This window comes from Meinhardsimonia xiamenensis, from assembly GCF_900102905.1.
Lineage (GTDB): Bacteria > Pseudomonadota > Alphaproteobacteria > Rhodobacterales > Rhodobacteraceae > Meinhardsimonia > Meinhardsimonia xiamenensis.
The window spans coordinates 498,339-524,316 of the sequence record NZ_FNFV01000002.1 but is presented as its reverse complement, the minus strand read 5'-3'; the positions used below and the strand labels follow the sequence as shown (position 1 = coordinate 524,316).

Annotated in this window: 23 protein-coding genes; 12 read left to right on the top strand and 11 right to left on the bottom strand. The window is 69.4% G+C overall.

All coding sequences use genetic code 11. The features are described from left to right. Positions 1 to 28: 28 nt before the first annotated feature. The 4 genes from BLQ14_RS06410 (at position 29) to rsmA (ending at position 5,468) form a co-directional block, all read left to right on the top strand. On the top strand, positions 29 to 2,161 hold the full coding sequence (locus BLQ14_RS06410) for an LPS-assembly protein LptD (RefSeq protein WP_092499289.1): 2,133 nt from the start codon (positions 29 to 31) through the stop codon (positions 2,159 to 2,161). Positions 2,162 to 2,219: 58 nt separating this feature from the next. Further along, positions 2,220 to 3,506, top strand: a complete 1,287-nt coding sequence (locus BLQ14_RS06405) for a peptidylprolyl isomerase (RefSeq protein ID WP_092499287.1) — start codon at positions 2,220 to 2,222, stop codon at positions 3,504 to 3,506. A 5-nt stretch (positions 3,507 to 3,511) separates the two neighbouring features. Continuing rightward, entirely contained in the window at positions 3,512 to 4,504 is a 993-nt protein-coding gene (pdxA, locus tag BLQ14_RS06400; protein WP_092499508.1) for a 4-hydroxythreonine-4-phosphate dehydrogenase PdxA, read from the top strand. A 118-nt stretch (positions 4,505 to 4,622) separates the two neighbouring features. Beyond that, positions 4,623 to 5,468, top strand: a complete 846-nt coding sequence (gene rsmA / locus BLQ14_RS06395; RefSeq protein ID WP_092499285.1) for a 16S rRNA (adenine(1518)-N(6)/adenine(1519)-N(6))-dimethyltransferase RsmA — start codon at positions 4,623 to 4,625, stop codon at positions 5,466 to 5,468. 7 nt (positions 5,469 to 5,475) lie between these two features. On the opposite strand, the gene BLQ14_RS06390 is transcribed toward rsmA, so the two are convergent. From BLQ14_RS06390 to prfA, 3 genes are all read right to left on the bottom strand, one after another. Continuing rightward, the gene (locus tag BLQ14_RS06390; protein ID WP_092499283.1) at positions 5,476 to 6,165 is read right to left on the bottom strand and encodes a DUF4167 domain-containing protein; all 690 of its coding nucleotides are present in this window, start codon (positions 6,163 to 6,165) and stop codon (positions 5,476 to 5,478) included. 258 nt (positions 6,166 to 6,423) lie between these two features. Continuing rightward, on the bottom strand, positions 6,424 to 7,257 hold the full coding sequence (gene prmC / locus BLQ14_RS06385; RefSeq protein WP_092499506.1) for a peptide chain release factor N(5)-glutamine methyltransferase: 834 nt from the start codon (positions 7,255 to 7,257) through the stop codon (positions 6,424 to 6,426). 5 nt (positions 7,258 to 7,262) lie between these two features. Further along, the gene (gene prfA, locus BLQ14_RS06380) at positions 7,263 to 8,324 is read right to left on the bottom strand and encodes a peptide chain release factor 1 (protein ID WP_092499504.1); all 1,062 of its coding nucleotides are present in this window, start codon (positions 8,322 to 8,324) and stop codon (positions 7,263 to 7,265) included. Between the two features lie 88 nt (positions 8,325 to 8,412). Between prfA and BLQ14_RS06375 the strand changes: the two genes are divergently transcribed. Further along, positions 8,413 to 8,715, top strand: coding sequence for a hypothetical protein (locus tag BLQ14_RS06375; protein WP_143004463.1), 303 nt, complete (start codon positions 8,413 to 8,415; stop codon positions 8,713 to 8,715). 59 nt (positions 8,716 to 8,774) lie between these two features. Here BLQ14_RS06375 and BLQ14_RS06370 read toward each other — a convergent pair whose 3' ends face one another. The 3 genes from BLQ14_RS06370 to lpxA are packed head-to-tail and all read right to left on the bottom strand — an operon-like array spanning position 8,775 to position 11,609. Beyond that, positions 8,775 to 9,731 carry an NAD-dependent epimerase/dehydratase family protein gene (locus BLQ14_RS06370; protein ID WP_170068400.1) on the bottom strand — a complete coding sequence of 319 codons (957 nt, stop codon included), beginning with the start codon at positions 9,729 to 9,731 and terminating at the stop codon, positions 8,775 to 8,777. A 13-nt stretch (positions 9,732 to 9,744) separates the two neighbouring features. Next, positions 9,745 to 10,779: a UDP-3-O-(3-hydroxymyristoyl)glucosamine N-acyltransferase gene (gene lpxD / locus BLQ14_RS06365; RefSeq protein ID WP_092499278.1), complete on the bottom strand. Its 1,035-nt coding sequence runs from the start codon at positions 10,777 to 10,779 to the stop codon at positions 9,745 to 9,747. Between the two features lie 5 nt (positions 10,780 to 10,784). After that, complete coding sequence (gene lpxA, locus BLQ14_RS06360; protein ID WP_092499276.1) at positions 10,785 to 11,609, bottom strand: acyl-ACP--UDP-N-acetylglucosamine O-acyltransferase; 825 nt, start codon at positions 11,607 to 11,609, stop codon at positions 10,785 to 10,787. Positions 11,610 to 11,969: 360 nt separating this feature from the next. Between lpxA and BLQ14_RS06355 the strand changes: the two genes are divergently transcribed. Beyond that, complete coding sequence (locus BLQ14_RS06355; protein ID WP_092499502.1) at positions 11,970 to 13,361, top strand: aminotransferase family protein; 1,392 nt, start codon at positions 11,970 to 11,972, stop codon at positions 13,359 to 13,361. Positions 13,362 to 13,517: 156 nt separating this feature from the next. Then, positions 13,518 to 14,744 carry an MFS transporter gene (locus tag BLQ14_RS06350; RefSeq protein ID WP_092499274.1) on the top strand — a complete coding sequence of 409 codons (1,227 nt, stop codon included), beginning with the start codon at positions 13,518 to 13,520 and terminating at the stop codon, positions 14,742 to 14,744. A 5-nt stretch (positions 14,745 to 14,749) separates the two neighbouring features. Here the strand turns inward: BLQ14_RS06350 and BLQ14_RS06345 are convergent, their stop codons facing one another. After that, the gene (locus BLQ14_RS06345; RefSeq protein WP_092499272.1) at positions 14,750 to 15,514 is read right to left on the bottom strand and encodes a squalene/phytoene synthase family protein; all 765 of its coding nucleotides are present in this window, start codon (positions 15,512 to 15,514) and stop codon (positions 14,750 to 14,752) included. A gap of 97 nt (positions 15,515 to 15,611) precedes the next feature. After that, a complete protein-coding gene (locus BLQ14_RS06340; RefSeq protein WP_092499270.1) occupies positions 15,612 to 16,790 on the bottom strand; it encodes a pyridoxal phosphate-dependent aminotransferase in 1,179 nt (392 codons plus the stop codon). Positions 16,791 to 17,024: 234 nt separating this feature from the next. Between BLQ14_RS06340 and cysS the strand changes: the two genes are divergently transcribed. The 3 genes from cysS (at position 17,025) to BLQ14_RS06325 (ending at position 21,509) form a co-directional block, all read left to right on the top strand. Beyond that, positions 17,025 to 18,413, top strand: a complete 1,389-nt coding sequence (gene cysS, locus BLQ14_RS06335; protein ID WP_092499268.1) for a cysteine--tRNA ligase — start codon at positions 17,025 to 17,027, stop codon at positions 18,411 to 18,413. Beyond that, a complete protein-coding gene (gene cimA, locus BLQ14_RS06330; protein ID WP_092499266.1) occupies positions 18,410 to 20,041 on the top strand; it encodes a citramalate synthase in 1,632 nt (543 codons plus the stop codon). Before cysS ends, cimA begins: the two co-directional genes overlap by 4 nt. Positions 20,042 to 20,123: 82 nt before the next feature. Continuing rightward, the gene (locus tag BLQ14_RS06325) at positions 20,124 to 21,509 is read left to right on the top strand and encodes a pyridoxal phosphate-dependent decarboxylase family protein (protein WP_092499264.1); all 1,386 of its coding nucleotides are present in this window, start codon (positions 20,124 to 20,126) and stop codon (positions 21,507 to 21,509) included. A 3-nt stretch (positions 21,510 to 21,512) separates the two neighbouring features. Here the strand turns inward: BLQ14_RS06325 and BLQ14_RS06320 are convergent, their stop codons facing one another. After that, positions 21,513 to 23,348 carry an ABC-F family ATP-binding cassette domain-containing protein gene (locus BLQ14_RS06320; protein ID WP_092499262.1) on the bottom strand — a complete coding sequence of 612 codons (1,836 nt, stop codon included), beginning with the start codon at positions 23,346 to 23,348 and terminating at the stop codon, positions 21,513 to 21,515. A 32-nt stretch (positions 23,349 to 23,380) separates the two neighbouring features. Then, complete coding sequence (locus BLQ14_RS06315) at positions 23,381 to 24,130, bottom strand: GNAT family N-acetyltransferase (protein ID WP_092499260.1); 750 nt, start codon at positions 24,128 to 24,130, stop codon at positions 23,381 to 23,383. Positions 24,131 to 24,310: 180 nt separating this feature from the next. Between BLQ14_RS06315 and msrB the strand changes: the two genes are divergently transcribed. Further along, positions 24,311 to 24,715 (top strand): peptide-methionine (R)-S-oxide reductase MsrB, encoded by a 405-nt coding sequence (gene msrB, locus BLQ14_RS06310; RefSeq protein WP_092499258.1) that lies wholly within the window; start codon positions 24,311 to 24,313, stop codon positions 24,713 to 24,715. A gap of 10 nt (positions 24,716 to 24,725) precedes the next feature. Here msrB and BLQ14_RS06305 read toward each other — a convergent pair whose 3' ends face one another. Continuing rightward, positions 24,726 to 25,211: an outer membrane protein assembly factor BamE gene (locus BLQ14_RS06305; RefSeq protein ID WP_092499256.1), complete on the bottom strand. Its 486-nt coding sequence runs from the start codon at positions 25,209 to 25,211 to the stop codon at positions 24,726 to 24,728. A 79-nt stretch (positions 25,212 to 25,290) separates the two neighbouring features. Here BLQ14_RS06305 and BLQ14_RS06300 point away from each other — a divergent pair, with 79 nt between their 5' ends. Further along, the gene (locus BLQ14_RS06300) at positions 25,291 to 25,866 is read left to right on the top strand and encodes a YceD family protein (protein WP_092499254.1); all 576 of its coding nucleotides are present in this window, start codon (positions 25,291 to 25,293) and stop codon (positions 25,864 to 25,866) included. Positions 25,867 to 25,978 lie beyond the last annotated feature (112 nt).

Below are 25,978 nucleotides of genomic sequence, written 5' to 3'. Positions count from 1 at the left end.
AAGCGAGGCGAGGCGAACGAGGCGTCTGGTGAGCGGCAGGACGCATGGCAAGGGGGCCAAGGGGGCGCGGCGGGCAGGCCGAAGAGCGTGGCTTCTCGCGCTCGCTCTCGTTATTCTTGCCGCCGCAGTCCCGGCGCGCGCGCAGAACGCGCCGCCGACGGTGCTGGCCTCCGACAGGCTCTGGTTGCTTGAGGACGGGCGGCTCGTCGCCGAAGGCAATATCCTTGTCGAGCGCGGCGATGCGCGGCTGACCGCGCGGCGCATCGTCTATGACCCCGCCGCCGACACCATCGTCGTCGACGGCCCGATCTACTACTCGGAGGGAGATCAGCGGCTGCTTCTGGGCAGCATCGCCGAGCTCGACGCCGACTTCCGCAACGGCATTCTCTACGGCGCGCGCGAACTCATTCAGGAGCAGATGCAGATTGCCGCCGCCGAGGCCGAACTCGTGGAAGGCCGCTACACGGTGATGCGCAAGGCCGTGGGCTCGGCCTGCCGCATCTGCAACGGCGGGCCGCCGATATGGCAGGTGCGCGCCGAGAAGGTCATCCACGACAGCGTGGAAGGCCGGCTCTATTTCCGCAATGCGCGCTTCGAGATGATCGGCGTGCCCGTGCTCTGGACGCCGCGCCTTGTGATGCCGGACAGCTCCACCCGGCGGGCGACCGGGTTTCTCAGGCCCGAATTCAGAGGCACCGACAAGCTCGGTTCCGGGGTCAAGCTGCCCTATTTCATCACGCTCGGCGACCACGCCGACCTCACGCTCACTCCCTACCTGGCGGAGCACACCCGCACGCTCGAGTTCCGTTACCGGCGCGCCTTCCGCGCCGCCCGGCTCACCTTTCAGGGCGCCGTTTCCTCCGATGACGTGATGCCGGGGAGCCTGCGCTACTACCTGGACGCCTCGGCCTCGATCTCGCTGCCGCGCGATTTCACGTTAAGCTTCGGGGCCGAGATCGCCTCCGATTCGACCTACGCAAGCGAGTACGACTATTCGGGCTCCGACCGGCTGCACAACGAGGCGACGCTGTCGCGCACGCGGCGGATGGAATACATCAGGCTGACCGCCTCGAGCGACGTTCCGCTGGCGGGGTCCACCAGCACGAGAACCCTGTTTCAGAGCCGCGGGATCTACGAGCGGCGCTTCGTGCCCTTCGCTCTCGGCGGGCAGGGCAAGCTCGGCTTCGACCTGCACGCGCCGGGCGAGGGCTACGGCAGCGACGAATACCATGCGACCGTGGCGCTCGACTGGTCGCGCACGAGCACGCTTGCCGGGGGGCTGCGCGGAACGCTTGCCGCGCGCGCCCTGGCGGAAGGCTTCCAGTTCCGCCCCGGCTCGACGCCAAGCGGCCAGCTGTGGCGCACGACCGGCGCGGTCTCGGCCGAGCTGCGCTGGCCCCTTGCGCGCGCAGGTCGCGACGGCGCGAGGGATTTTCTCGAACCGGTCGCGCAGATCGCCTGGACCGGCACGAACAACACCAGCGTGCCCAACGAGGATGGCCTCATGCCCGAATTCGACGAGGGCAACCTGATCTCGCTGGGCCGCTTTCCCGGCAAGGATGCCGTGGAGCGCGGGCTGAGCGCGGCGGTAGGCGTGAACTATGCGCGCGAGACGGCAGGCGGCGCGCGGCTCGGTCTCACCCTCGGACGGGTGTTCCACGCCGAGGACACGGGGCTTTTCTCGGCGGCCAGCGGGCTTGACGGCAACGCCTCGGACTGGCTCCTCGCCGGCCATCTGTCCCTGGGCGAGCTGCATCTGGCCAGCCGCACCCTGATCGACGACAGCCTGAGAGTCACCAAGGCCGAGACGCGGGCAGGCTGGCGCATCGGCAACCTCGGTCTTGGCGCCGGCCATCTGTGGATGCTCGCCGACCCGGCGGAGGGCCGCGCCACGCCTGCCTCCGAGGTCTGGCTGGGCGCCGAGCTGGGGCTCGGGCGGCACTGGACGACCAGTGTGAACTATCGCTATGACTTCACCGCCGGGCAGAGCTCGCAGGCCGGCGCCGGCGTGGTCTATCGCAACGAGTGCATCGAGGTCGGGCTGCACTGGAAGCGGGAGCTGCAGTCCGCGGGCACTCAGGAGAGCACCATAAGCCTCACCCTCGGGCTGAACGGGGTGGGAAATGACGGAAGGCCCTACGCGCGCCGCTGCGCAGGCTGACCGGGCGCGCGCCGCCGCCCCGGGGACGGCGGAGAGCGGCAAAAGGAAAGGTGGTTCGATGGTGGCAATGCTGGGCAGGCTTTTCGTGCGGGTTCGCCGGCGTCTTCTCGGGCTGGTCCGGCCTCTGGCCGTGTCTCTGGCGACCGTGGCGGCGGGATCCGGCACGCTCCCGGCGGCGGCGCAGGGCCTGTTCGCCCCGGCGATCCGCGTGAATGATGCGGTGGTGACCGGCTTCGAGCTCCGGCAACGGGCGCTCTTTTACCAGATACTGAACGCGCCCGGAGATCTTCTTGCTCAGGCCGAGAAGGCGCTCATTGACGAGCGGTTGCAGCTTCAGGCGGCCAAGGCGATGGGCATCACCGTGAATGCGGAGCAGATCGCACAGGGCATCGAGGAATTCGCCGGACGCGCCAACATGACGGGTGCGGCGTTTCTCGCCGCCATGACCGGGGCCGGCGTGGCGCGCGAGACCGTGGAGGATTTCGTGCGCGCGGGCATCGCGTGGCGGGAGGTCGTCAGCCAGCGCATTGCGCCGCGCGTGCAGGTCAGCGAGGCCGAGATCGACCGGGCGATCGCATTGTCCGCCTCGCGGGACAGCGTGCGCGTGCTCATCTCGGAAATCGTTCTTCCCGCGCAGACGCCTGAACAGGCGGCACAGGCGCGCGCCCTCGCCGAGGAGCTGGCGAAGATCGACAGCCTCGCCGCCTTCGCCGACGCCGCGCGCCGCTACTCGGCCGCTCCGAGCGCCGCGCGGGGCGGGCGGCTTGACTGGATGCCGCTGTCGAACCTGCCACCGGCCATTGCCGGACAGATTCTCACCCTTGCCCCTGGAAAGGTGGCCGGGCCAATTCCGATTCCGGGCGGCATCGTGCTCTTCCAGATGCGGGCACTCGAGGAAACCGGGATGCCCGCGGAGCGGGTCGCGGCGATCGACTTCGCGCGCTTCACCATCCCCGAAGGACGCACCGAGGCGGCGTTGAAGGAGGCCGCACGCATCGATGGCGCCACCGACGACTGCGACGATCTCTATGGCATCGGGAAGAAGAAGCCCGCGGGCTGGCTGACGCGACAGACACTCCCGGTCGAGGAAATCCCGGCCGAGGTCGCCCTCGAGCTTGCGCGGCTTGACCGCGGCGAGATTTCCACCGCCCTCGTCCAGCGTGACGCGGAAGGCCGCGAGGCGCTGGTGGTGCTGATGCTCTGCGGGCGCACGCTTGAGGTGAACGAGGATGTGAGCCGCGAGGAGTTTGCCCGCATCCTGCGCAACCAGCGCATCGCGTCCCGCGCCGAGGCCTATCTTGCCGAGCTGCGCGCCGATGCGGTGATCACCTACCCCGGCAGGTGAGCGCCGTGCATTCCGAGCGCGCCCTGCCTGTGGCGCTGACCGAGGGCGAGCCCGCGGGCATCGGCCCCGAGCTTGCCGCCAAGGCATGGCAGACGCTTGGTGCCTCCCTGCCCTTTTTCTGGATCGGTGACCCGCGGCATTTGCCCAACGGCTGCCCGGTGGTCGAGATCGCCTCGCCCGCGCAAGCGTCACAAGCCGCATCGCGCGGCTTGCCGGTCCTGGTGCATGAGTTCCCCCGCCCCGCGACGCCCGGCCGGCCCGCGCCCGAGAACGCCCCGCATGTGATCGCGGTGATCCGCCAGGCGGTGGAACTCGTCCAGGCCGGGCAGGCCGCGGCGGTGACGACGCTGCCCATCTCCAAGGCGGCGCTCATCGAGGGAGCGGGCTTTGCCTACCCCGGCCATACCGAATATCTCGCCGCGCTCGCCGAGGTCGAGCGGGTGGTGATGATGCTGGCAAGCCCCATGCTGCGGGTGGTGCCGGCGACGATCCACATTCCCCTGCGCACGGTGGCGCAGGCGCTGACGGAGGAGCTTCTGGAGGGGGTCCTGCGCGTGACCCATGCCGCGCTTCGCGCCGATTTCGGCGTGGAGCGCCCGCGCATCGCCGTGGCCGGGCTCAACCCACATGCCGGCGAGGGCGGGATGATGGGAGACGAGGAGGCGCGCCTGATCGCGCCGGTGCTCGAGCGGCTGCGGGGCGAGGGAATGTCGATTGCCGGCCCCTTGCCGGCGGACACGATGTTTCATGCCCGTGCGCGGGCGGGGTATGACGCGGCGGTGGCGATGTATCACGATCAGGCGCTGATCCCGCTCAAGACGCTCGATTTCGAGGGCGGGGTGAATGTGACGCTCGGTCTGCCCTTCGTGCGCACCTCGCCCGATCACGGCACCGCCTTCGACATCGCCGGCCAAGGGCTGGCGGATGTGACGAGCACCGTCAACGCCTTGCGGCTTGCGGCCGAGATGGCAGCACGCCGGCGGCGGGCGGGGTGGTGAGCGCGGTGCCGTCCCAGCGGCCGCGCCTGCGGCGCGAAGACCGCTCAAAACGCTTCCCTGCGGGAAGCGCCTTGCCTCCGGCGGGGGTATTTTCCCCCAGGGTGATGGAACAGGCGCCATGAGCGGGCTCGACGATCTGCCGCCCCTGCGCGAGGTGATTGCCCGCCATGGGCTCAGCGCGAGGAAGTCGCTGGGGCAGAATTTTCTTCTCGATCTCAATCTGACAGCGAAGATCGCGCGGGTTGCGGGCGATCTGACCGAGGCGGATGTGCTCGAGGTGGGGCCGGGGCCGGGCGGGCTGACACGCGCGCTGCTCGCTGCGGGCGCGCGGCGGGTGGTGGCGGTCGAGAAGGATCCGCGCTGCATCCCGGCGCTCGAAGAGATCGCCACGGTGGCCGGGGGGCGGCTCGAGATCGTGCAGGGGGACGCGATGGAATTCGATGCTTCCCGTCTTGTGCCTCCGGTGAAGGTGGTTGCCAATCTGCCCTACAATGTGGGCACGGCGCTGCTCGTCCATTGGCTGACGCCGCCCGATTGGCCGCCGTTCTGGGAGTCGCTCACGCTGATGTTCCAGCGCGAGGTCGCGGAGCGGATCGTCGCCCGGCCCGGCAGCAAGGCCTACGGGCGACTGGCGATTCTCGCGCAGTGGCGGACGGAGGCGCGGATTGCCATGGAGCTGCCGCCGAGGGCCTTCACCCCACCGCCGAAGGTGCATTCGTCAGTTGTGCATATGAAGGCGCGGCCCGAGCCGCTCGCGCCAGCGGACCCGAAGCTTCTCGAGCGGGTGGTGGCGTCGGGCTTCGGCCAGAGGCGCAAGATGCTCCGGGCCGCGCTCAAGGGGCTGGCACCCGATATCGAGGAGCGGTTGCGCGCGGCCGGGATAGCGCCGACCGCGCGTGCCGAGGAAGTCCCGATCGAGGCCTGGTGCGCTCTGGCGCGCAGCCTCGAGACAACGGAAAGATGACCCTGGCCTATTCCGCCGCCGGCTTGTTCTCGATCCTTTCGGAGGCGCCGGCAGGCGTATCGGCGCCCGTCTCGGAGCTTGTCTCTGCGCCCTTGTCAGCGCCCGTATCAGCGCCCGTCTCGGCCGGCGTGGCAGTTGCTGCCGCACTCGCTGCCTTGGACGTGCGCGACTGACGGGTGCTGCGGCGGCGACGGGCCGGTTTCTGGGGGGGGTCCTCCGGCTTGCCGTGCTGTGCCTCCGCGTCTTCCGCAGCGGGTTCCTGGCCTGCGGGAGGCGGCTCGGACACAGCCGCTTCGGGCGTTTCGACGAGGCCGCTCGTTTCCTCGTCGTCCATGTCGATGACGTCGGGGATGCCGCCCGCGCCTTCATCCGCCGGCGCCGCGTTGCGCGCCTCGCGCGCCTCCCGTCGTTCGCGCGCCTGCGCCTCCTGGGCCTCGCGGCGGGCCTCCTGCTCGCGCAGAGCCTCGTTCAGAAGCCGCATGTAGTGCTCGGCGTGCTGCTGGAAGTTTTCCATCGCCACGCGGTCATTGGCAAGCTGCGCATCGCGGGCGAGCTGGTTGTATTTCTCGATGATCTGCTGCGGCGTGCCGCGCACCTTGCCCTCGGGGCCGGAGCTTTCGAAGACCCGATTGACGATGTTGCCCATCGAGCGGTTGCGGTTCGACTTCGACCGCGAGCGTGACTTGGAAGATCTCATGCGTCTTTCGTGATCCGATCCGGGTTGCCTGGCGCCTGCGGGTCTTGCTTCGTGTCCGAGGCCGCGGCGGTCGGTGCCGCGGGTTCCAGCAGGCGATGTTCGGCTTGATCGCAGCGGCGGGCGTTGGCCCCGTTCCATCGCGATTGAGTGCCAATAAACACGCGCTCACGTCAATTACAAGGGTCATGGCGCGAAAATTGATGCAAAAGCCGGCGATCTGCGGCAGTGCGGCAACGCCGACGGTTCCCGCCCGCGTTTTCATGCGACCGACCGTACTTCGACCACCCGTCCGCGCCCGTCGAGATCCTTCACGATGCGAGCGCGCATGAGTCCCGCGCCGGCAAGGATTCCGGCCACCGCCTCGGCCTGGCCTGCGCCCGTTTCGACGATGAGCCGGCCGCCGGGGGCGAGATGCGCCGGCGCGCCGGCGGCGATGACGCGATAGGCCGCGAGCGCGTCCGCACCCGGCGTCAGCGCCTGCCGCGGCTCCCAGTCGCGGGTTTCGGGCGCCAACCGGGCGACCTCCTCGGCGGCGATGTAGGGCGGGTTGGAAACGATGAGGTCGAACCGCCCCTCCACCCCTTCCCACCAGTCGGCGCGACGGAAGGCGGCGCGCTGCGCGAGCCCGAGCACCTCCGCGTTCTCCCGCGCCACGGCAAGCGCGGCGTCCGAGATGTCGATGCCGAGGCCCGTGGCGCCGGGGCGCTCGGCGAGGAGCGCCAGCAGGATCGCGCCGGAGCCGGTGCCGAGATCGAGCACGCGGCCGAAGGGCGCGGCGAGAGCGACTTCAACGAGCGTCTCGGTCTCGGGGCGGGGGTCGAGGACATCGGGCGTCACCTTCAGGCGCAGCCCCCGAAAGAGCCGCTGGCCGGTGATCTGCGCGACCGGCTGACGGGCTGCCCGCGCGCTGACCGCTGCCTCGAAACGCTCCAGAGCCTCGGCCGGAAGCGGCGCGGGCAGCGCCAGGAGAAGCCGCCCGCGATCGACCCCGAGCGCATGGGCGAGAAGGATGCGCGCATCCCGCTCCGGTCCCTCGACACCGGCGGCGGCAAGGCGGCGGGTGGCACGGGCGAGCGCCTCGGTGCCCGTCATCTCGCTCATGCGCCCGACTCCGCCTCCATCTCGGCGAGCTGGGCGGCCTGGTCATGCGCGATCAGCGCGTCGATGATCTCGTCGAGATCGCCGGCCATCACCTGATCGAGCTTGTAGAGGGTGAGGTTGATGCGGTGGTCCGTGACCCGGCCCTGCGGGAAATTGTAGGTGCGGATGCGCTCGGAGCGGTCGCCCGAGCCGACCTGCGCGCGCCGCGCCTCGGCGCGCTCGGCGGCCTTTCGCCGGCGCTCGAGGTCGTAGAGGCGCGCGCGGAGCACCGCCATGGCGATCGCCCGGTTCTGGTGCTGGGACTTCTCCGCGCTCGTCACCACGATGCCGGTGGGAATGTGGGTGATGCGCACCGCCGAGTCGGTGGTGTTCACGTGCTGGCCGCCGGCGCCCGAGGCGCGCATGGTGTCGATGCGGATGTCGGCGGGGTCGATCCTGACATCCACCTCCTCGGCCTCGGGCAGCACGGCGACGGTGGCCGCCGATGTGTGGATGCGCCCGCCCGACTCCGTGACCGGCACACGCTGGACGCGGTGCACGCCGGATTCGTATTTCAGACGCGCGAAGACGCCCTCTCCCTGCACCGAGATCACCGCCTCGCGCACGCCGCCCAGCTCGGTCAGCGACAGCGAGACCACCTCCCAGCGCCAGCCCCTGGCCTCGGCATGGCGCTGATACATGCGCATCAGATCCGCGGCAAACAGCGCGGCCTCCTCGCCGCCGGTGCCGGGGCGGATCTCGAGTATGGCCGGGCGCGCATCTGCGGCGTCCTTCGGCAGGAGCGCGCGCTTGAGTGCCTCCTCGAGCGCCGGCAGCTCGGCCCTGAGGCGGGCAAGCTCCTCCTCGGCGAGCGCGCGCATCTCCGCATCCTCGAGCATTGCCTCGGCTTCAGCGATCTGCGCGAGTGTGTCGCGGTAGGCGGCGATCTGCTCGGCGACGGGTCTGAGCTCGGCGTATTCGCGGCCGAGCGCAACCGGATCGCCGTCGCCTTCGGCGAGACGCGCGGATACATATTCGAAGCGTTCGGTTATGCGTGCGAGCTTGTCGAGAGGAACCATGGGCGGGGTGTTGCCGATCATTGCGGCCGGGTCAAGCGGCGGCGCGTGCGCAGGTGACGGCCGCCGCTCCATGGGCTAGATATGGGACATGTGGCGCTGGATACCAGCCTTGCTGGTCGCGCCGGCCGGCGTCCTCGCCGGCGAGCCGGCCAGCCCCCCGCCCCACGCGGTGACGGCAACCGCGGCGCCCGAGGTGCGGCCGCTGCCGCCGCCCGACTATCCGATATACGAGGGTCTCGACTACTCCTGCACCGATGCCGAGGGCAATCGCGTGCCACTTGGCACCGTGGCCTGTTTCACCGCTTCCTGCCAGACATGGACGGCGCGCTGCGAGCTGTCGCTGACCAATGTCATCTGGCGCAAGCTGCAGGACGGCTGCCCCGGCGTCTAGCCCATGCCTGGCGCGCCTGCCGCCCCCGTCGGGAGGATTCCGGTCCTCGGCGACGTGTCCTACCGCGCGGGCCCGAGCCCGATGGAGCGCAGCCCCTCGGAAAGGCGTTCCATGTGCACCGGCAAACCGAAATCGGCGGGATTGACGGCGCGGGGGTGGGACTGATCGGGGTGGCGGGCGCAGTAACGGTCCCAGTCCGACAGGGTCAGCGGCGTGATGCGCTCTAGCGTGGTCATCATGCCGGGCTTCAGCTTCAGAAGTTTCCAGTGTCTCCGCCCCGACAGCGCCAGAACCTCCGCGAGCACCTCCTCCACCTCCACCGGCGGGTTGCCGAGGACGAGCCGCGCGGGGTTCTGGAGCCCCTCGCCGCCGGTCTCCACGAGATGGCGGACGATCGTGGCGATGTCGGCGGCATGGATGACGTTGAACCGCCCTTCGGCGGTGAAGAAGCGCACGAGCCTGAGCCAAGGCCAGACCTCGCGCGCGAGATTGGCCAGATGCGAGAACCGGATCGCCGGCGCCTCGCGCCGCCCGCCGAAGACGAGAGTCGGAAACAGGCCGGTGATGCGCGCCCGCGCCACGCGCGCCTCCATCTCCTCGACCAGCGCGTATTTGGCCTTGATGTAGTCCGAGCCAAATTCGGCCGCGGCGGGCAGAAGCGCGCCGGACTGGTCAAGTACGCTCGCGGTGGCGAAATAGAGGATGTGCCGGCAGCCTCGGGCGATCAGCGCATCGGCAAGCGCGACATTGGCGCCCACGGTCACCGCCCGGGTGTCATCACCCCCCCAGGCGGTGGCCAGCAGCACCGCCGCGTCGATGCCCTCGGTCGCCGCGGGCAGACCCGCAAGCGCGCGCAGATCGGCCTCGATTACCTCGACGCCCTCAGCCTGCCGCAGCGCCTCGGGCAGAAGCGCTGCATCGCGCACAGCGAGGACCAGCTCATGGTGCGAGGCCATCAGCGCCTCGGTCACGTAGCGTCCAACGCAGCCCGAAGCACCGGTGATCAGAATGCGCATGATGCCCGGTCTCTCACTTTCCGCTGTCGCGCCGCTTGCCAAGCGCAAGCCGGCGCAGCGCCGCATTGGCGCGATGCCACTCGCCGATGGGGCGCGCGGGAAAGCCGGCATAGGTGGCGCCCGGCGGAACCGTGCCCGTTACTCCCGAGCCCGCGGCAAGCCGCGCGCCCGCCCCGATCTTCACGTGATCGGCCGCGCCCACCTTGCCGCCGAGCTGAACGAAATCGCCCACCTCGACGCTGCCCGAAAGCCCCACCTGCGCAACGATCACGCAATGCCGGCCGATCCGGCAATTGTGGCCAATCTGCACCTGGTTGTCGATCTTGGTGCCATCGCCGATCACCGTGTCGTCGCCCGCGCCGCGGTCGATGGTGGTGCAGGCGCCGATCTCCACGTCATCGCCGATGATCACCCGGCCCATCTGCGGAATGCGCTCAAGCCCCGCCGCGCCCGGAATGAAGCCGAACCCCTCCTCCCCGATCACCGCGCCCGCGAGCACCCTCAGCCGCGCGCCGGCAAGGGTGTGGCTGATCACCGCATTGGCGCCGATCCGCGCGCGCTCGCCCAGCACCACGCCCGGGCCGATCACCGCCCCCGGTCCGATGAGGCTTGCCGGGCCGATCTCGGCCCCCGCCCCGATCACCGCCCCGGCCTCGACCCGGCAGCCATCACCGAGCCGCGCCGCCGGATCCACATGAGCCGCGGGCGAGATACCCGGCCGGGGATCACGCTCGGGAAAGAAACGACGCAGGAGCGTCACGTAGCCGCGCTGTGGATCGGGATGGAGAAGCGCCGCCATGCGGGGCGGAACGCGGGGGGCGAGCTCAGGAGTGGCGAGACAGGCCCCGGCACGCGACTCTCCAAGGGCATCGAGAAACGCCGCCCGCGTGAGAAAGGTCACATCGCCGGGCCCGGCGGCAGCAAGCGGCGCGGCGCCCGTCACCAGGGCGTCCGGGTCTGCGCCCTCCCCCAGCTCCGCCCCGGCAATACGGGCCGCCTCGGCAAGGGTGAGCGGTTCGGGGATGGGGTGGAAGCGCGGATCCGGCATTGCCCCTAGCGCGCGCCGAGAACCGGGCGGTCGGCATCGGCGCGGATGAAATCGACGATCATCATCACCTCGGGGCAGTGCCCGTAGCACTCGGCCACCTTGGCCACCCGGTCCTTGAAGCTCAAGGCGTCATCATTGAAGAGATCGCGATATGCCGAGCGGATCTCGTTGATCGTCGCGCGGGAGAAACCGGCGCGCTTCATCCCGACAAGGTTGAGCCCGCCGAGCTTGGCGCGGTTGCCCACGGCCGAGCCGAAGGGGATGACATCGATGTTCACCGCCGCCGCCCCGCCGACGAAGGCATAGGCGCCGATGCGGCAGAACTGGTGCACCCCGGCCAGACCGCCGAGAAAGACGTGATCGCCCACCGTCACATGCCCGCCGAGGGTGCAGTTCGAGGCCACGATCACATGCTCGCCGATCTTGCAGTCATGGGCGATGTGGGAGGCCGCCATGACCATGGTGTGGGCGCCGATCACGGTTTCGCCGCCCCCGATCTCGGTTCCCTTGTGGATCGAGACCTGCTCGCGGATCACGCAGTTCGGCCCGATGATCAGGCGGGTGTCCTCGCCCTCGTAGCGCAGGTGCTGCGGCGCCGTGCCAAGCGTGGTGAAGGGCCAAACCTCGGTGCCCGCGCCAATGCGCGTGCGCCCCTCCACCACGACATGACTCCTCAGCGTCACGCCGTCCTCAAGCTCCGCGCCCGAGCCGACAATGCAATAGGGGCCCACCGTGACCGCGCGCCCAAGTCTGGCCCCCGGCTCGACGATGGCCGTGGGATGGATCACCGGATCAGCCTGGCTCCGGCCCTTGTCAGTGGAAGCGTCCATTCCGAGTCTGTTCTGTCCCCGCCGCCTTCGCCTACAGAGAGTAGGGGTCGGGCCTGCATCAATCCCCAACGGCCCGCGTCACGCGACGCAGGGCCCATCGCATGGCTCTTAATCCCTCGTCGGCAACAGCCGCAAGTGCTTTCTCCCGCCACACCCCCGCGTCACCGCCCGAAGGCGCCTTGCGCGCCCGATCCGCCATGCGATCGGCCTCTTTGGACTCATATCAAGACCAGGCTGGACCTATCACCGCACCGCCTTTTCGGGCTGACTGAAGGGATGACCACCGGTGCGCGGCCATCGGCTCTGCCTTGCCGTTCCGCGACCGATGGATGTTGCGCCATTTCAGCGAGGTCAGCGATGATGGACGGCACGCTCAGCGAAAACGATCTCTCCGGCGTGGTCGCCGCCGACAAGGCCCATGTCTGGCACCACCTCACCCAGCACAAGCCCTTCGAAACCACCGACCCCCGCATCATCGTCGAGGGCCGCGGCATGAAGGTGTGGGACCAGAACGGCAAGGAATACCTCGACGCGGTGTCGGGCGGGGTCTGGACGGTGAATGTCGGCTACGGGCGCGAGCGCATCGCCGATGCGGTGCGCGACCAGCTCGTGAAGCTCAACTACTTCGCCGGCGCCGCCGGCTCCGTCCCCGGGGCGCGCTTTGCCGAGCGGCTGATCGAGAAGATGCCCGGCATGAGCCGCGTCTACTACTGCAACTCCGGATCGGAGGCCAACGAGAAGGCCTTCAAGATGATCCGCCAGATCGCCCACAAGCGCCATGGTGGCAAGAAGCACAAGATCCTCTATCGCGACCGCGACTATCACGGCACCACCATCACCTGCCTCTCGGCCGGGGGGCAGGACGAGCGCAACGCCCAGTACGGCCCCTTCACGCCGGGCTTCGTGCGCGTGCCCCACTGCCTCGAATACCGCGCCCAGCCCCAGTGGGATCCGAAGAAGGAGCCCTACGGCGTCTGGGCGGCGAACCAGATCGAGGAGGTGATCCTGCGCGAAGGCCCCGACACGGTGGGCGGTCTCTGCCTCGAGCCGGTCACCGCCGGCGGCGGCGTGATCACCCCGCCCGAGGGCTACTGGGAGCGGGTGCAGGAGATCTGCCGCAAATACGACATCCTTCTGCACATCGACGAGGTCGTCTGCGGGGTGGGGCGCACCGGCACATGGTTCGGCTACCAGAACTACGGCATCGAGCCCGACATGGTGACCATGGCCAAGGGCGTGGCCTCGGGCTATGCCGCCATCGCCTGCCTTGTGACCACCGAGCGCGTCTTCGAGCTCTTCAAGTCGAACCCCGACGACCCGCTCGACTATTTCCGCGACATCTCCACCTTCGGCGGCTGCACCGCCGGGCCCGCCGCCGCGCTCGAGAACATGGCGATCATCGAGGAGGAGGGGCTTCTGGAGAACACCCGCGCCATGGGCGCGCGGCTGATGGACAACCTGCGCGCGCTCCAGGACAAGCACGCCGTGATCGGCGACGTGCGCGGCAAGGGCCTCTTCTGCGGCGCCGAGCTGGTGATGGACCGGGAGACGAAGGAGCCCGCGCCCGAGAAGATGGTCCAGCAGGTGGTCGCCGAATGCGGGCGCGAAGGCGTCATCATCGGCGCCACCAACCGCTCGCTGCCGGGGCTCAACAACACGCTGTGCTTCAGCCCGGCGCTGATCGCGACCCCGGCCGACATCGACCGCATCACCGAAACGGTCGACATCGCGCTCACCCGCGTTTTCGGCTGACACCAGGGGGCGCGGCGCTCCGGCACCCGGGCGCCGCCCCTGCCCCCATCACCCTGGTGCAAATACCCATTGCCGACGCCAGTGCCGGGCACGCCCTTTCATGAAGGGGGCGGCGCCCCCTTCCCTTCGCCGGCGCGCGGATTTATGGCAGACGGCATGACCGATCTCGCCCGGACCCCGGCCGCGGACGACAGCCGCGCGCGCCGCAACGTCGCCATCCTCGTCATCGCACAGGCCTTTCTCGGCGCGCAGATGCCGATGATCTTCACCATCGGCGGCCTCGCCGGCCAGTCGCTGGCCGCAAACCCCTGCTTCGCCACCCTGCCAATCTCGCTGATCGTTCTTGGCTCGATGCTGGCGGCCAACCCGCTCTCGGCACTCATGCAACGCTTCGGCCGGCGCGCGGGCTTCTTCACCGGCGCCCTTGCCGGCGCGCTCGGCGCCGCCATCGGCGCCTGGGGGCTCTTCGAACAGAACTTTGCCGTTTTCCTCGCCGGCTCGCTTCTGACCGGCGTCTATGTCTCCGCCCAGGGCTTCTACCGCTTCGCCGCCGCCGACACCGCCTCGCAGGCCTTCCGCCCCAAGGCGATCTCCTACGTCATGGCCGGCGGGCTCGCCTCGGCCATCATCGGCCCGCAGCTCGTCAAGGTGACGGCCGAGGCGATGGTGATCCCGTTTCTCGGCAGCTATCTGGCGGTGATCGCCATCAACCTTTTGGGCTCGCTCCTCTTTCTCGGCCTCGACATCCCCCCGCCGCCAAAGCCCGCCGAGGGGGCGCCGCGCGGGCGCACGCGGCGCGAGCTCTTGGCCACGCCCGAGATTGCCGTTGCGATGATCTGCGCCATGGTCTCCTATTCGCTGATGACGCTGGTCATGACCTCGACCCCTCTGGCGGTGGTCGGCTGCGGCTTCGAGCAGAACCGCGCGGCCGACATCGTCTCGGCGCATGTGCTGGCCATGTTCGCCCCGAGCTTCTTCACCGGCCACATCATCGCCCGCTTCGGCGCGCACAAGGTCGTGGCCACGGGGCTTGCCATCCTCGCAGGCGCCGGGCTCGTCGCGCTCGAAGGGGTGGAGCTCGAGAACTTCTTCATCGCCCTGATCCTCCTCGGCCTCGGCTGGAACTTCGGCTTCATCGGCGCCACGGCGATGCTCACCGCCGTCCACACCCCCGAGGAGCGCGGCCGCGTGCAGGGGATGAACGACATGATCGTCTTCGGTGGGGTGACGCTGGCCTCGCTGGCCTCGGGCGGGCTGATGAACTGCTCGGGCGGCTCGGCGCAGGAAGGCTGGACAGCGGTCAATCTCGCCATGATCCCCTTCCTGACGCTCGCGGGCGGCGCGCTGATCTGGCTGACGCTGCGCCCCGCCGCGAGGCGCTGAACGGCTCAGACCCCGAAGAGGCTTGCCAGAAGCAGACTGCCGCGGCGGCGGAACTCGGACTGGGCAAGCCGCCCCTCGGCTACGGCCGCGGGGTCGCGCGCAACGCGGGCGAGGATGGCCGGTGCGCGCCATGCCGCAAGCGCCGCGGGGCGGGCGGCACGGGGCAGCGCCTTGCGCGCGGCGCGAAACGCGGCGAGCCGCTCCACGGCAAGGGCGGCGAGCGCCTCCTCACCCTCGGGCGGCAGCGGCGCGCGGCCGCGCGCGCGAAGCTCGGGAACCGCAAGGCACCAGTTGGCGAGCGCCGAGGCGCTCCCCAGCGCCGCCAGCGCCGCATCGGCCTCGCCCGCGCCAAGAAGGCGGCCTGCCACCTGCATCAGCCGCCCCCCCGTCGCCTCGAGATAGCGGCCTAGCGCGGCGACATCGGCGAAGGGCGCGCGTTCCAGATCGGCCCAGCGGGCGACGACAAGATCGTCAAGGAGCCGCGCGCCTTCGGCATCGAGCACCTCTGCAAGCGGCAGCGTCACCTCGTGGCGCCGCACCGGCCGGCCCTCGGCGATTTCCCCGAGCGCCTCGCGCCACCACTCAAGCCGGATCGCCCCGATCGTCGGCTCCGCCGAAACCCAGGGCGCGCGCGCGACCTCGAGATTGAAGGCATAGAGCGGCAGGAGCACACGGCGCGCCGGTGGCGGCGCCGCCATCAGCGCGAGAAAGCGGTCGGGATCGCCCCGGCGCAGGTTCTCGGCACAGGCTGCAAGCGCCTCCTCGAACATCAGCGCCCCCTTCCCCCGGCTTCCGCCCGGCCCCGGCGGCGAGAAGAGACTTCATGCCTCCGGCGGGGGTATTTCCACCCAGGGTGATGAGGAGACATCATCCCGCCAGCCGTTCGGCGAGCGCGAGGAGGCGCGCGAGAGCGTCGGCAAGCTCCTCGTCCGGCCGGGTCAGGGCCACGCGCAGATGCCCGGCCGCCGCCGCGCCGAAGCTCTCGCCCGGCATCACCGCGATGCGCTCCTCATCGAGCAGCCGCTCGGCAAAGTCGCGGCCCGAAATGCCGGTGGCGCGGATGTCGAGCATCACATACATCGCGCCCGCCGCCGGAACCATGCGCACCGTGCTCTGCCCGGCGACAAGGCGCGCGGCGAGATCGCGGCGGCGGCGGAAGGGGGCGGCGATCTTCTCTTCGAACGCCTCGCCCTGCCGCAGCGCGAAGACGGCGGCATCCTGGATGTATCCCGGCACGCCGTAGGTGGTGTGGGTAGAGAGATTCGCGAGATGCGCGATCGCCTCGGCGGGGCCCACCAGCCAGCCGATGCGCGAGCCGGTCATGGCGTGGCTTTTCGACATCGAGCCCACGACCAGCGTGCGCGCCGCCATGTCCGGCAGCGCGCGCGGGCTGATGTGCGCGCCCTCCCAGACCTGGGTGTCATAGACCTCATCGGAGATCAGCCACATGTCATGGGCGCGGGCGACCTCGGCGATGCCTTCGAGCGTCTGGCGGCTGTAGACCACGCCGGTGGGGTTGTTCGGGGTGTTGATGAGGAGCGAGCGCGCGCCGTGGCGGCGGGCAGCGGCGGCGATCTCCTCGGGCCGAGGCTGGAAGCCGTCCTCGGCATGGGCTGCGACGGGCACCGCACGCGCCCCGGCGCCGCGGATGGTACCGGGATAGGTTGTGTAGTAGGGGTCGATGAAGAGCGCGGCCTCGCCGGGATCGGCCACCGCAATATGGGCGGCAAAGAGCGCGGCCTGCCCGCCGGTGGTGATCAGCACGTTCTCGCGCGCGGTCTTCACGCCGGTGCGGGCGGTGAGGCGCTCGGCCACCGCATCGCGCAGCTCGGGCGTTCCGGGCACGGCGGCATAGCCGGTGTGGCCTGCGCGCGCCGCCGCGCACATCGCATCGAGAATCGCGGGGTCGGTGCCGATGTCATGCTCGCCGATGGTCAGCTCGATGACCGGCTCGCCCGCCGCCACCATCGCGCGGGCGCGATAGAACACTTCCCAGCCGTCCGAGCCGCCGGGGGTGATGTTGCGGATGCGCTGCGAGAGCTCCATGCCCCTGCCTCCTGCCTGCTCCGCGCGAGGGGTCGTCCCCGGCGCGCGAATTGTCAAGTGACGGCCGCTCTTGGCAGGCGCGGCAGCGGGCGCTATGTCTTGGCCCATGACCGCAATCGCCCGCATCATCGCCATTTGCATTACCCGCTGACACAGCGCGCGGGCCCGGTCTTCTTTTCCTCCTCACACGAAGTTGCTAAGCCCGCCGCGGCCCCACCCGTGGAAGGATGATCCATGACCGAGATCTGGCTGACCAACACGCGAACCCGGAAGAAGGAGCGCTTCGAGCCGATCGATCCGGCCAATGTGCGCATGTATGTCTGCGGGCCCACCGTCTATGACCGCGCGCATCTGGGCAATGCCCGCCCGGCCGTGGTCTTCGATGTGCTCTACCGGCTGCTGCGCCACGTCTACGGGGCCGAGCACGTCACCTATGTGCGCAACATCACCGATGTCGATGACAAGATCATCGCGCGCGCGAAGGAGCGCGGCATCTCCATCGAGGAGCTCACCCGCACCACCACCGAATGGTACCACGAGGACATGGCTGCGCTCGGGGTGGACTACCGGGGGGACCCGCACTTCCACGAGCCGCATGCCACCGAATACATCCCGCAGATGATCGCCATGATCGAGCGGCTGATCGCGCGCGGCTGCGCCTATGTCGCCGAGGGCCATGTGCTGTTCTCGGTCGAGAGCTACCCGGCTTACGGCCAGCTTTCGGGCCGCTCGGTGGATGACATGATCGCGGGTGCCCGGGTGGAGGTGGCGCCATACAAGCGCAACCCGATGGATTTCGTGCTATGGAAGCCGTCGGCCCCCGACCAGCCCGGCTGGGAAAGCCCCTGGGGGCGCGGCCGGCCCGGCTGGCACATCGAGTGCTCGGCCATGGCCGAGGCGCTGCTCGGCCCCGAGTTCGACATCCACGGTGGCGGCAATGACCTGATGTTCCCCCACCACGAGAACGAGATCGCGCAAAGCTGCTGCGCCCACCCCGAAAGCCATTTCGCCCGCTACTGGCTGCACAACGAGATGCTGCAGGTGGAGGGCAAGAAGATGTCCAAATCCCTGGGCAACTTCTTCACCGTGCGCGATCTTCTGGATCAGGGCGTGCCGGGGGAGGTGATCCGCTTCGTCTTTCTGCAGACCCATTACCGCAAGCCGATGGACTGGACGGCGAAGAAGGCGGCCGAGGCGGCAGGCGTGCTGAGGCGCTGGCACGCGCTGTGCGCCGATGCGGAAGCGGGGGAGGTGCCGGCCGCGGTGATTGACGCGCTGGCCGACGACCTCAACACGCCTGCCGCCATCGCCGCGCTGCACCGTCTGGCAGGCGAGGGTGACGCGGCCGGCCTTCTGGCCGGCGCGCGCGCGCTCGGGCTCATGACCCCGGCACTTGGCGCCTGGGCGGCGGCGCCGGAGGTCACACCGGAGATCACCGCGCTGATCGAGCGCCTCATCGAAGCCCGCGCCGAGGCGCGGCGGGCGCGCGACTTCGCCCGGGCCGATGCCCTGCGCGACGGCATCGCCGCCGCCGGCGTCAAGGTGAAGGACACGCCACAGGGAGCGGTCTGGGAGCTCACCCCCGATTTCGACCCCGCAAAGCTGGAGGCCCTGGCGCAATGAGCCGCGAACGCCTCTACCTCTACGACACCACGCTGCGCGACGGCCAGCAGACGCAGGGCGTGCAGTTCTCGCTCGCCGAAAAGCGCCGCATCTCCGAGACGCTCGATGCGCTCGGGGTCGACTACATCGAGGGCGGCTGGCCCGGCGCCAACCCCACCGATTCGGCCTTCTTCGCCGCCCGGCCCGAGACCCGCGCCACCTTCACCGCCTTTGGCATGACCAAGCGCGCAGGGCTCTCGGCCGAGAATGACGACGTGCTTGCCGCCGTTCTCAATGCCGGCACGCCGGCCGTCTGCCTCGTGGGCAAGACCCATGACTTTCACGTCACCACCGCGCTCGGCGTGAGCCTCAAGGAGAACATCGACAACATCGCCCGCTCCATAGCCCATTGCGTGGCCGAGGGGCGGGAGGCGCTCTTCGACGCCGAGCATTTCTTCGACGGCTACAAGGCCAACCCCGCTTACGCGCTCGACTGCCTCGCCGCCGCGTTGGAGGCGGGCGCGCGCTGGATCGTGCTGTGTGACACCAATGGCGGCACGCTTCCGGCAGAAGTGGGCGAGATCACCGCCGAGGTCATCGCCGCGGGCATCCCCGGGGCGCGGCTCGGCATCCACACCCATGACGACACCGGCAATGCGGTGGCGGCCACGCTTGCGGCGGTCGATGCCGGGGCGCGCCAGATACAGGGCACGCTCAACGGCCTTGGCGAGCGCTGCGGCAACGCCAACCTCACCACGCTGATCCCCACGCTCCTCCTCAAGGAGCCCTACGCCAGCCGTTTCGAGACGGGCGTGACGGCCGAGGCGCTTGCCGGGCTCACCCACGCCTCGCGGCTTCTCGACGACATCCTCAACCGCGTGCCGAACAAGGCCGCACCCTACGTCGGCGCCTCGGCCTTCGCCCACAAGGCGGGGCTGCATGCGAGCGCGATCCTGAAGGACCCCGCGACTTACGAGCACATCGACCCCGCCGCCGTCGGCAACACCCGCATCATCCCGATGTCCAACCAGGCCGGCCAGTCGAACCTGCGCGAGCGGCTGCGAGAGATGGGCATCGAGGTTGAAAAGGGCGACCCCGCCCTTGCCCGCATCCTCGCCCGCGTCAAGGAGCGCGAGGATCAGGGCTATTCCTACGACACCGCGCAGGCGAGCTTCGAGCTCCTGGCGCGCGAGGAGCTGGGGCTCCTGCCCCGCTTCTTCGAGGTCAAGCGCTACCGGGTGACGGTGGAGCGGCGCAAGAACAAGTACAACCGGATGGTCACCCTCTCCGAGGCGGTGGTGGTGGTGAAGATCGGCAACGAGAAGATGCTGTCGGTCTCCGAAAGCCTTGACGAGACCGGCTCCGACCGCGGCCCGGTCAATGCGCTCGCCAAGGCGCTGGCCAAGGATCTCGGGCCCTACCAGGCGGCGATCGACGACATGCGGCTTGTCGACTTCAAGGTGCGCATCACGCAAGGAGGCACCGAGGCGGTGACCCGCGTCATCATCGACAGCGAGGACGGGCAGGGCCGGCGCTGGTCCACAGTCGGGCTCTCGGCCAATATCGTGGATGCAAGCTTCGAGGCGCTGCTTGACGCCATCATCTGGAAGCTCATCCGCGACGGCGTCACGCCCGTGAACGGCGCATGAGCTGCGCCCTGCCCCCTCACCCTGGGTCGAAATACCCCCGCCGGAGGCATGAAATCTCCGGCCCCGCCACAGGAGCCAGGCGATGAACCACGACGATCTGCGCCACTGGTCGAAACGCGCCGCCGACTGGGCGCATGACTACCACAGCACCTTGCGCGAGCGCCCGGTGCGCGCCCGCACCCGCCCCGGCGAGGTGCGCGCCTGGCTGCCGGCCCACCCGCCCGAGGCCCCCGAGCCGATGGAGCGCATCTTCGCCGATTTCGAGGCGATCGTGCCGGACAACATGACCCATTGGCAGCATCCACGCTTCTTCGCCTATTTTCCGGCCAATGCTGCCCCGGCCTCGATGCTGGCCGAGCAGCTCGTCAACGCCATGGCCGCCAATGCGCTTCTGTGGCAGACTGCGCCCGCGGCCACCGAGATCGAACAGGTGATGATCGGCTGGCTGCGCGAGGCGCTGGGCCTTGCCCCGCACTTCACCGGCACCATCCATGACAGCGCCACCACCGCCACCCTCTCGGCGGTGCTGACCATGCGCGAGCGCGCGCTCGGCTGGGCGGGGCTGCGAGAGGGTCTCTCAGGCGCGCCGGTGCTGACCATCTACGCCTCCGATCAGAACCACTCCTCGATCGACAAGGCGGCGCGGATCGCCGGCATCGGCCAGGACAATACCATCAAGATTGCAACCGATGAGAGCCTGTCCATGCGCCCGGACGTGCTCGACGAGACGATTCGCTTGCACAAATCGAACAATCGCCTGCCCGCCGGGCTGATCCTCTGCGCCGGCGGCACCTCGGTGGGCGCCTTCGACCGGATCGCCGAGTGCGTCGCCGTGGCCAAGGCCCATGACCTTTATGTGCATGTCGATGCCGCCTGGGCCGGTTCGGCAATGATCTGCCCGGAGTTCCGCCCGCTCTGGGAGGGTGTGAACCGCGCCGATTCCATCGTCTTCAACCCGCACAAATGGCTCGGCGCGCAGTTCGACTGCTCGGTGCAGTTCCTCGCCGACCCCGCACCGCAGATCCGCACCCTCGGCCTCAGGCCCGAATATCTGGAAACGCCGGGCGCCGACGAGATCACCAACTTCAACGAATGGACGGTGCCGCTCGGCCGCCGCTTCCGCGCGTTGAAGCTGTGGTTCGTGCTGCGCGCCTACGGGCTGGAAGGGCTGAGGGAGCGCATCCGCAACCATGTCGCCTGGGCGCGGGAGCTTGCCGGCGAGATCGCCGCGATCCCCGGCTTCCAGATCGTCACCCAGCCCTCGCTTTCGCTCTTCACCTTCCGCTACCGCGACAGCGACGCCGAGACCGAGGCGCTTCTCGAGCGGATCAACGACGACGGGCGCATCTTCCTCACCCAGACCCGGCACGTGGGCAAATACGTCATCCGCGTGCAGGTGGGCCAGTTCGACTGCACGCGCGAGGATGTGATGTGCGTCGCGGAAGTGCTGCGCGAGCTCGCGGGCTAGGTCTCAGTCCTCCCCGGCCGCCTCCGCCTTCTCGGCGAGCGCGAGCCATTCCTCCTCGGCCGCGCTCAATGCCTTCTGCCGCGCCGCCAGCGCCTCGGAGGCGCGGGCAAATTTCTGCGGATCGCGGGAATAGAGCTCGGGGTCGGAGAGAAGCTCCGAAAGCTTGCTGATCTCCGCCTCGAGACGCGCGATTTCCTCGGGCAGCTTCTCAAGCCGGTGGCGCTCGGTGAAGCTCAGGCCTCGCCCGGCCCTTGCGGGCCGACTCTCGGCGGATGCGGCTTTCGGCTTCGCGGCTTTCTGCTTCGGCTTCTCCTGCCGCCCGCCCCGCTCACCGCGCTGGGCGATGTAGTCCGACCAGCCGCCGGCATAGATCGTCGCGCGCCCGTCGCCCTCCATCGCCACCGTGGTCGTGGCCACGCGGTCGATGAAGTCGCGGTCATGGCTGACCAGCAGCACGGTGCCGTCGAAATCGGCGACAAGCTCCTGCAGAAGATCGAGCGTCTCGAGGTCGAGGTCGTTCGTGGGCTCGTCGAGCACCAGAAGATTGGCCGGCTGCGCCATGATCCGGGCGAGCAGAAGCCGCGCCTTTTCCCCTCCCGAGAGCGCCCGCACCGGCTGGCGCGCCTGTTCCTCGGTGAAGAGGAAATCCTTGAGGTAGCTCACCACATGCCGGGGCTGGGTGCGGACCATCACCTGATCGGACCGGCCCGACACGCGCATGGCCTTGTCGCCCGTCAGGCTCTCCCACAACGTGGCATCGGGGTCGAGCGATGCGCGGTTCTGGTCGAAGATGGCCATCTGCAACCCCTCGCCGAGGATCACCTCGCCCGTGTCGGGGGGCTCCTTGCCGATGAGCATTCTGACAAGCGTCGTCTTGCCCACGCCGTTGGGCCCGACGAAAGCCACCCGCTCACCCCGCATGATACGGATCGAGAAGGGCTCACCCAAGATCACCTTCTCGCCGTAACGCTTTGTAATCTCGCGCGCCTCTATCACCCGGCGCCCCGAGCGCGGCCCCGCCTCGAAGTCCATGGCCGCCGTGCCCTGGCGGCGGATGCGGGCGGCGCGCTCGGCTCGCATCTCCTGAAGCCGCCTGAGCCGCCCCTGATTGCGCCGCCGCCGCGCCGAGATGCCCTCGACCGCCCAGCGCGCCTCCGCCTTGATGCGGCGGTCGAGCTTGTGCGCGGCGGCGTCTTCTTCGGCCCAGAGCCTGTCGCGCCATTCCTCGAAGGCGGCGAAGCCCTGGTCGAGCCGGCGCAGCGTGCCGCGGTCAAGCCAGAGCACCGCGCGGCTGAGATGATTGAGGATGGCCCGGTCATGCGAGATCATCACCCACGCCGCGCGAGTGGTTGAAAGACGATCCTCAAGCCATTGTATTGCTTCGATATCAAGGTGGTTTGTCGGCTCGTCGAGCAGCATGAGCTCGGGCTCGCCCGCCAGAAGCCTGGCCAGCGCCGCCCGTCGTCGCTCGCCCCCCGAGGCCGAGGCGCAGGGTGTGGCAGGGTCGAACTTCAGCCCCCCGGCCGCGGCCTCCAGCCGCCAGCGCTCCGATGGCTCGAGCCCGGCTGCTGCCCACTCACCCAGCGTGGCAAAGCCGGTCAGATCGGGATCCTGCTCCATGTAGCCCACGCGCACGCCCGGCGCGACGCTGCGGCTGCCCGAATCGGGCTCGATGAGTCCCGCGATCACCTTCAGAAGCGTCGACTTGCCCGAGCCGTTGCGCCCCACGAGCGCAAGCCGGTCGCCCGGCTGGATGACAAGATCGACATGGGCAAAGAGCGGCCTCCCGCCGAAGCCGAGGGACACGTCGGAGAGCTGCAGAAGCGGTGCGCTGGCCATGGGCTGCGGGCTAGCCGGGCGTCAGGCCGGCGTCAACCGGCAGCGGCCGCGCGCAGCACCCGCTTGCGCGCCGGCGGAATCGAAGCGACCTCGACGGCGGTGAAGACGTGAAGCGTGCCGAGCTCCTCGTCCACCACCGCATGGTCGGAGACCCGGCCGCCCATGCCCAGATAACTGCGCAGGAGCGGCGGCATGGCTCTGAGCGCGCGGGCGCGATCGGGCTCGAGCGTGAGGCAGCGGGCGAAGGGAAAGATGCGCGGCGCCTTGACGCCGGGCCGCCAGGCGGGCGGCGCGAGGTGGGCACGCAGAAGCGCGAAGGTATCGCGGTAACGGCCGGCATCCGTGCCCCTGAAGGACGTGCAGCCGAAGATCATCTCCACGCCATGCGCATCGACGATCCGGGTGAGCGCGCAGAGGAGCGCGCGGACGGCATCAGCCTCGCCAAGCCCCGGCGCGGCGCACAGCCGGCCGATTTCCATCATCCGGCCCGGAAATGCCGAAAGTCTCGAAAGATCATAATGTTCCGATGAGTAGCTCAAGCCGATCTCGGCGCCGCTCTCCATCAACATCAGGCGCACGCAACCGAGAATCCCGCCCGCCACCCGATCCTCGACCAGAAGGTGCGCGCAGAGATCGTCGAAACGGTCGACATCGCCGGGCGCGCCGCTCTCGGCGCGGAAGCGCCTCGCCCGCAACGCCTGGGCCTCGGCCACCTCTTCACGCGAGCGGGCGAGGCGCGCCACGAGGCGGCCTTTCTCCAGTGTGGGGAGCGTGGGTGGCATAGGCATGGCTCGCGGCTTGGCGTTGACGCGGGGGCGGCTAGATATTCACCAGCGCCAGCGGCGCACACAAGATGCCCGACGCGGCGATTCCGGCGCCATGCCCCGCACGACAAGGCGGGGGCCATGGCGGCGTTCGGCGCAAGGGCGCGGAATTTGCCGAGCGGACACGGAGGATCAGCCATGGACAAGATCGTCAAGACCGATGAGGAGTGGCGCGCGCAGCTGTCCGACCTCGCCTACCGGGTGACGCGCAGGCGCGCCACGGAGCGGCCCTTCACCCACGACGACTTTCCGAAGACGCCCGGCGCCTTTCATTGCGTCTGCTGCGGGGCGGCGCTTTTCGATCAGGCGCACAAGTTCGACTCGGGCACCGGCTGGCCCTCCTTCTTTCAGCCGATCAACCCCGAGGCCGTGGGCGAGGCGGAGGACCGGAGCTGGTTCATGCGCCGCACGGAAGTGCATTGCGCGCGCTGCGACGCGCATCTCGGTCACGTTTTTCCCGACGGGCCGCCGCCCACCGGGCTGCGCTACTGCATCAATGGCGTGGCGCTGGAGTTCCGCCCCGCGCCGCAAGCTCAGGGCTGAGCCGCCCGGCTCAGTCGCCAACCAGCTGATCGGCGGTCACGCGGCCGATGTTGCCCATGAGCTGCTGCAGGAAGCCGATGCCCTTGACGTTGGAGTCGGTCACCCGGCGCGACAGGACCACCACCCTGCCCCGCTCGAGCCCGAAGCGCTCGATATTGGTCACCACGCCGCTGTCATCGAAGCTGATCGCCACCACCTGGCGGTCGACTTCCCTGGGTTCGCGCCAGCCGCGGGTTTCGAACCGGCTTTCGACGTAGTACCACCCGCTGTCGGAAAGGATGCCCGCTGCCGAGGGTCGCCCCACCGCCGAGGCAACGCTCTCGCGGGTATCGACGCCGACCACGATGTCCTGCAGATCCTCGTCGGTGGGCACATAGCCGTGGCGCGTCACGATCGGTGCGCAGGCGGCGACCAGCGCGATCAGCGCGCCGATGACCGCGGCGCGCGCCGCACGGGCACGGAACCGTCCACCCTCCATGTCGGTGATGCGCTCCATGCCGGCCCCTTGCCATCCGCTGCCCCTGTCTCTATCCGCTTAACGAAGGACTGGCCCCTGTTCAAGAATGGAACCGCCAATGGCCGCCTCTTCCGGGAAATCCCGCAACCCTTCCCCGCGCCTTCCCGCGCGCTTCCGCCCCGCCACGCTGTCGCGGCAGACGGCGCATGACTTCGAGCTGCGACCGGATGCCGAGACCCGGGCGCGGCTGATGCAGGCGCTTGGCCTGACGGGGCTGCGCAAACTGCGACTCGCCGGCCGCCTCATCCCCGAAGGCGCGGCCGACTGGCGCCTCGAGGCCGTGCTGGGTGCCACCGTCGTCCAGCCCTGTGTCGTGAGCCTTGAGCCGGTGACAACACGCATCGACGAGCCGGTCACCCGCCTCTACAGGGCCGAGCCCGCCCCCGAGCCTGCAGCTGCCGAAATCGAGATGCCCGCCGAAACCGACGAAGAGGCCATGTCGGAGATGCTCGATCTTGAAGCGATTCTGGCCGAGGCGCTGGCTCTGGCGCTGCCCGACTTCCCGCGCGCGCCGGGCGCGGAGCTCGGCCAGGCGGCCTTCGGGGCGCCGGAAGGCACCCCCGAGCAGCCCGCCAGGATCCATCCTTTCGCCGCCCTTGCGGCGCTGAAGGGAAAGCTTGACGGCAAGTCGTGAAATGCTCTCTGGCCGATGTAACAATTCCGTGTCGGTGGCGCCAGAAAGGGCTTGCAGAGCAGCAAAATCAAAGTATGTTCCCGGCTTCATTTCCAGGCGGGTCCGAACGCGG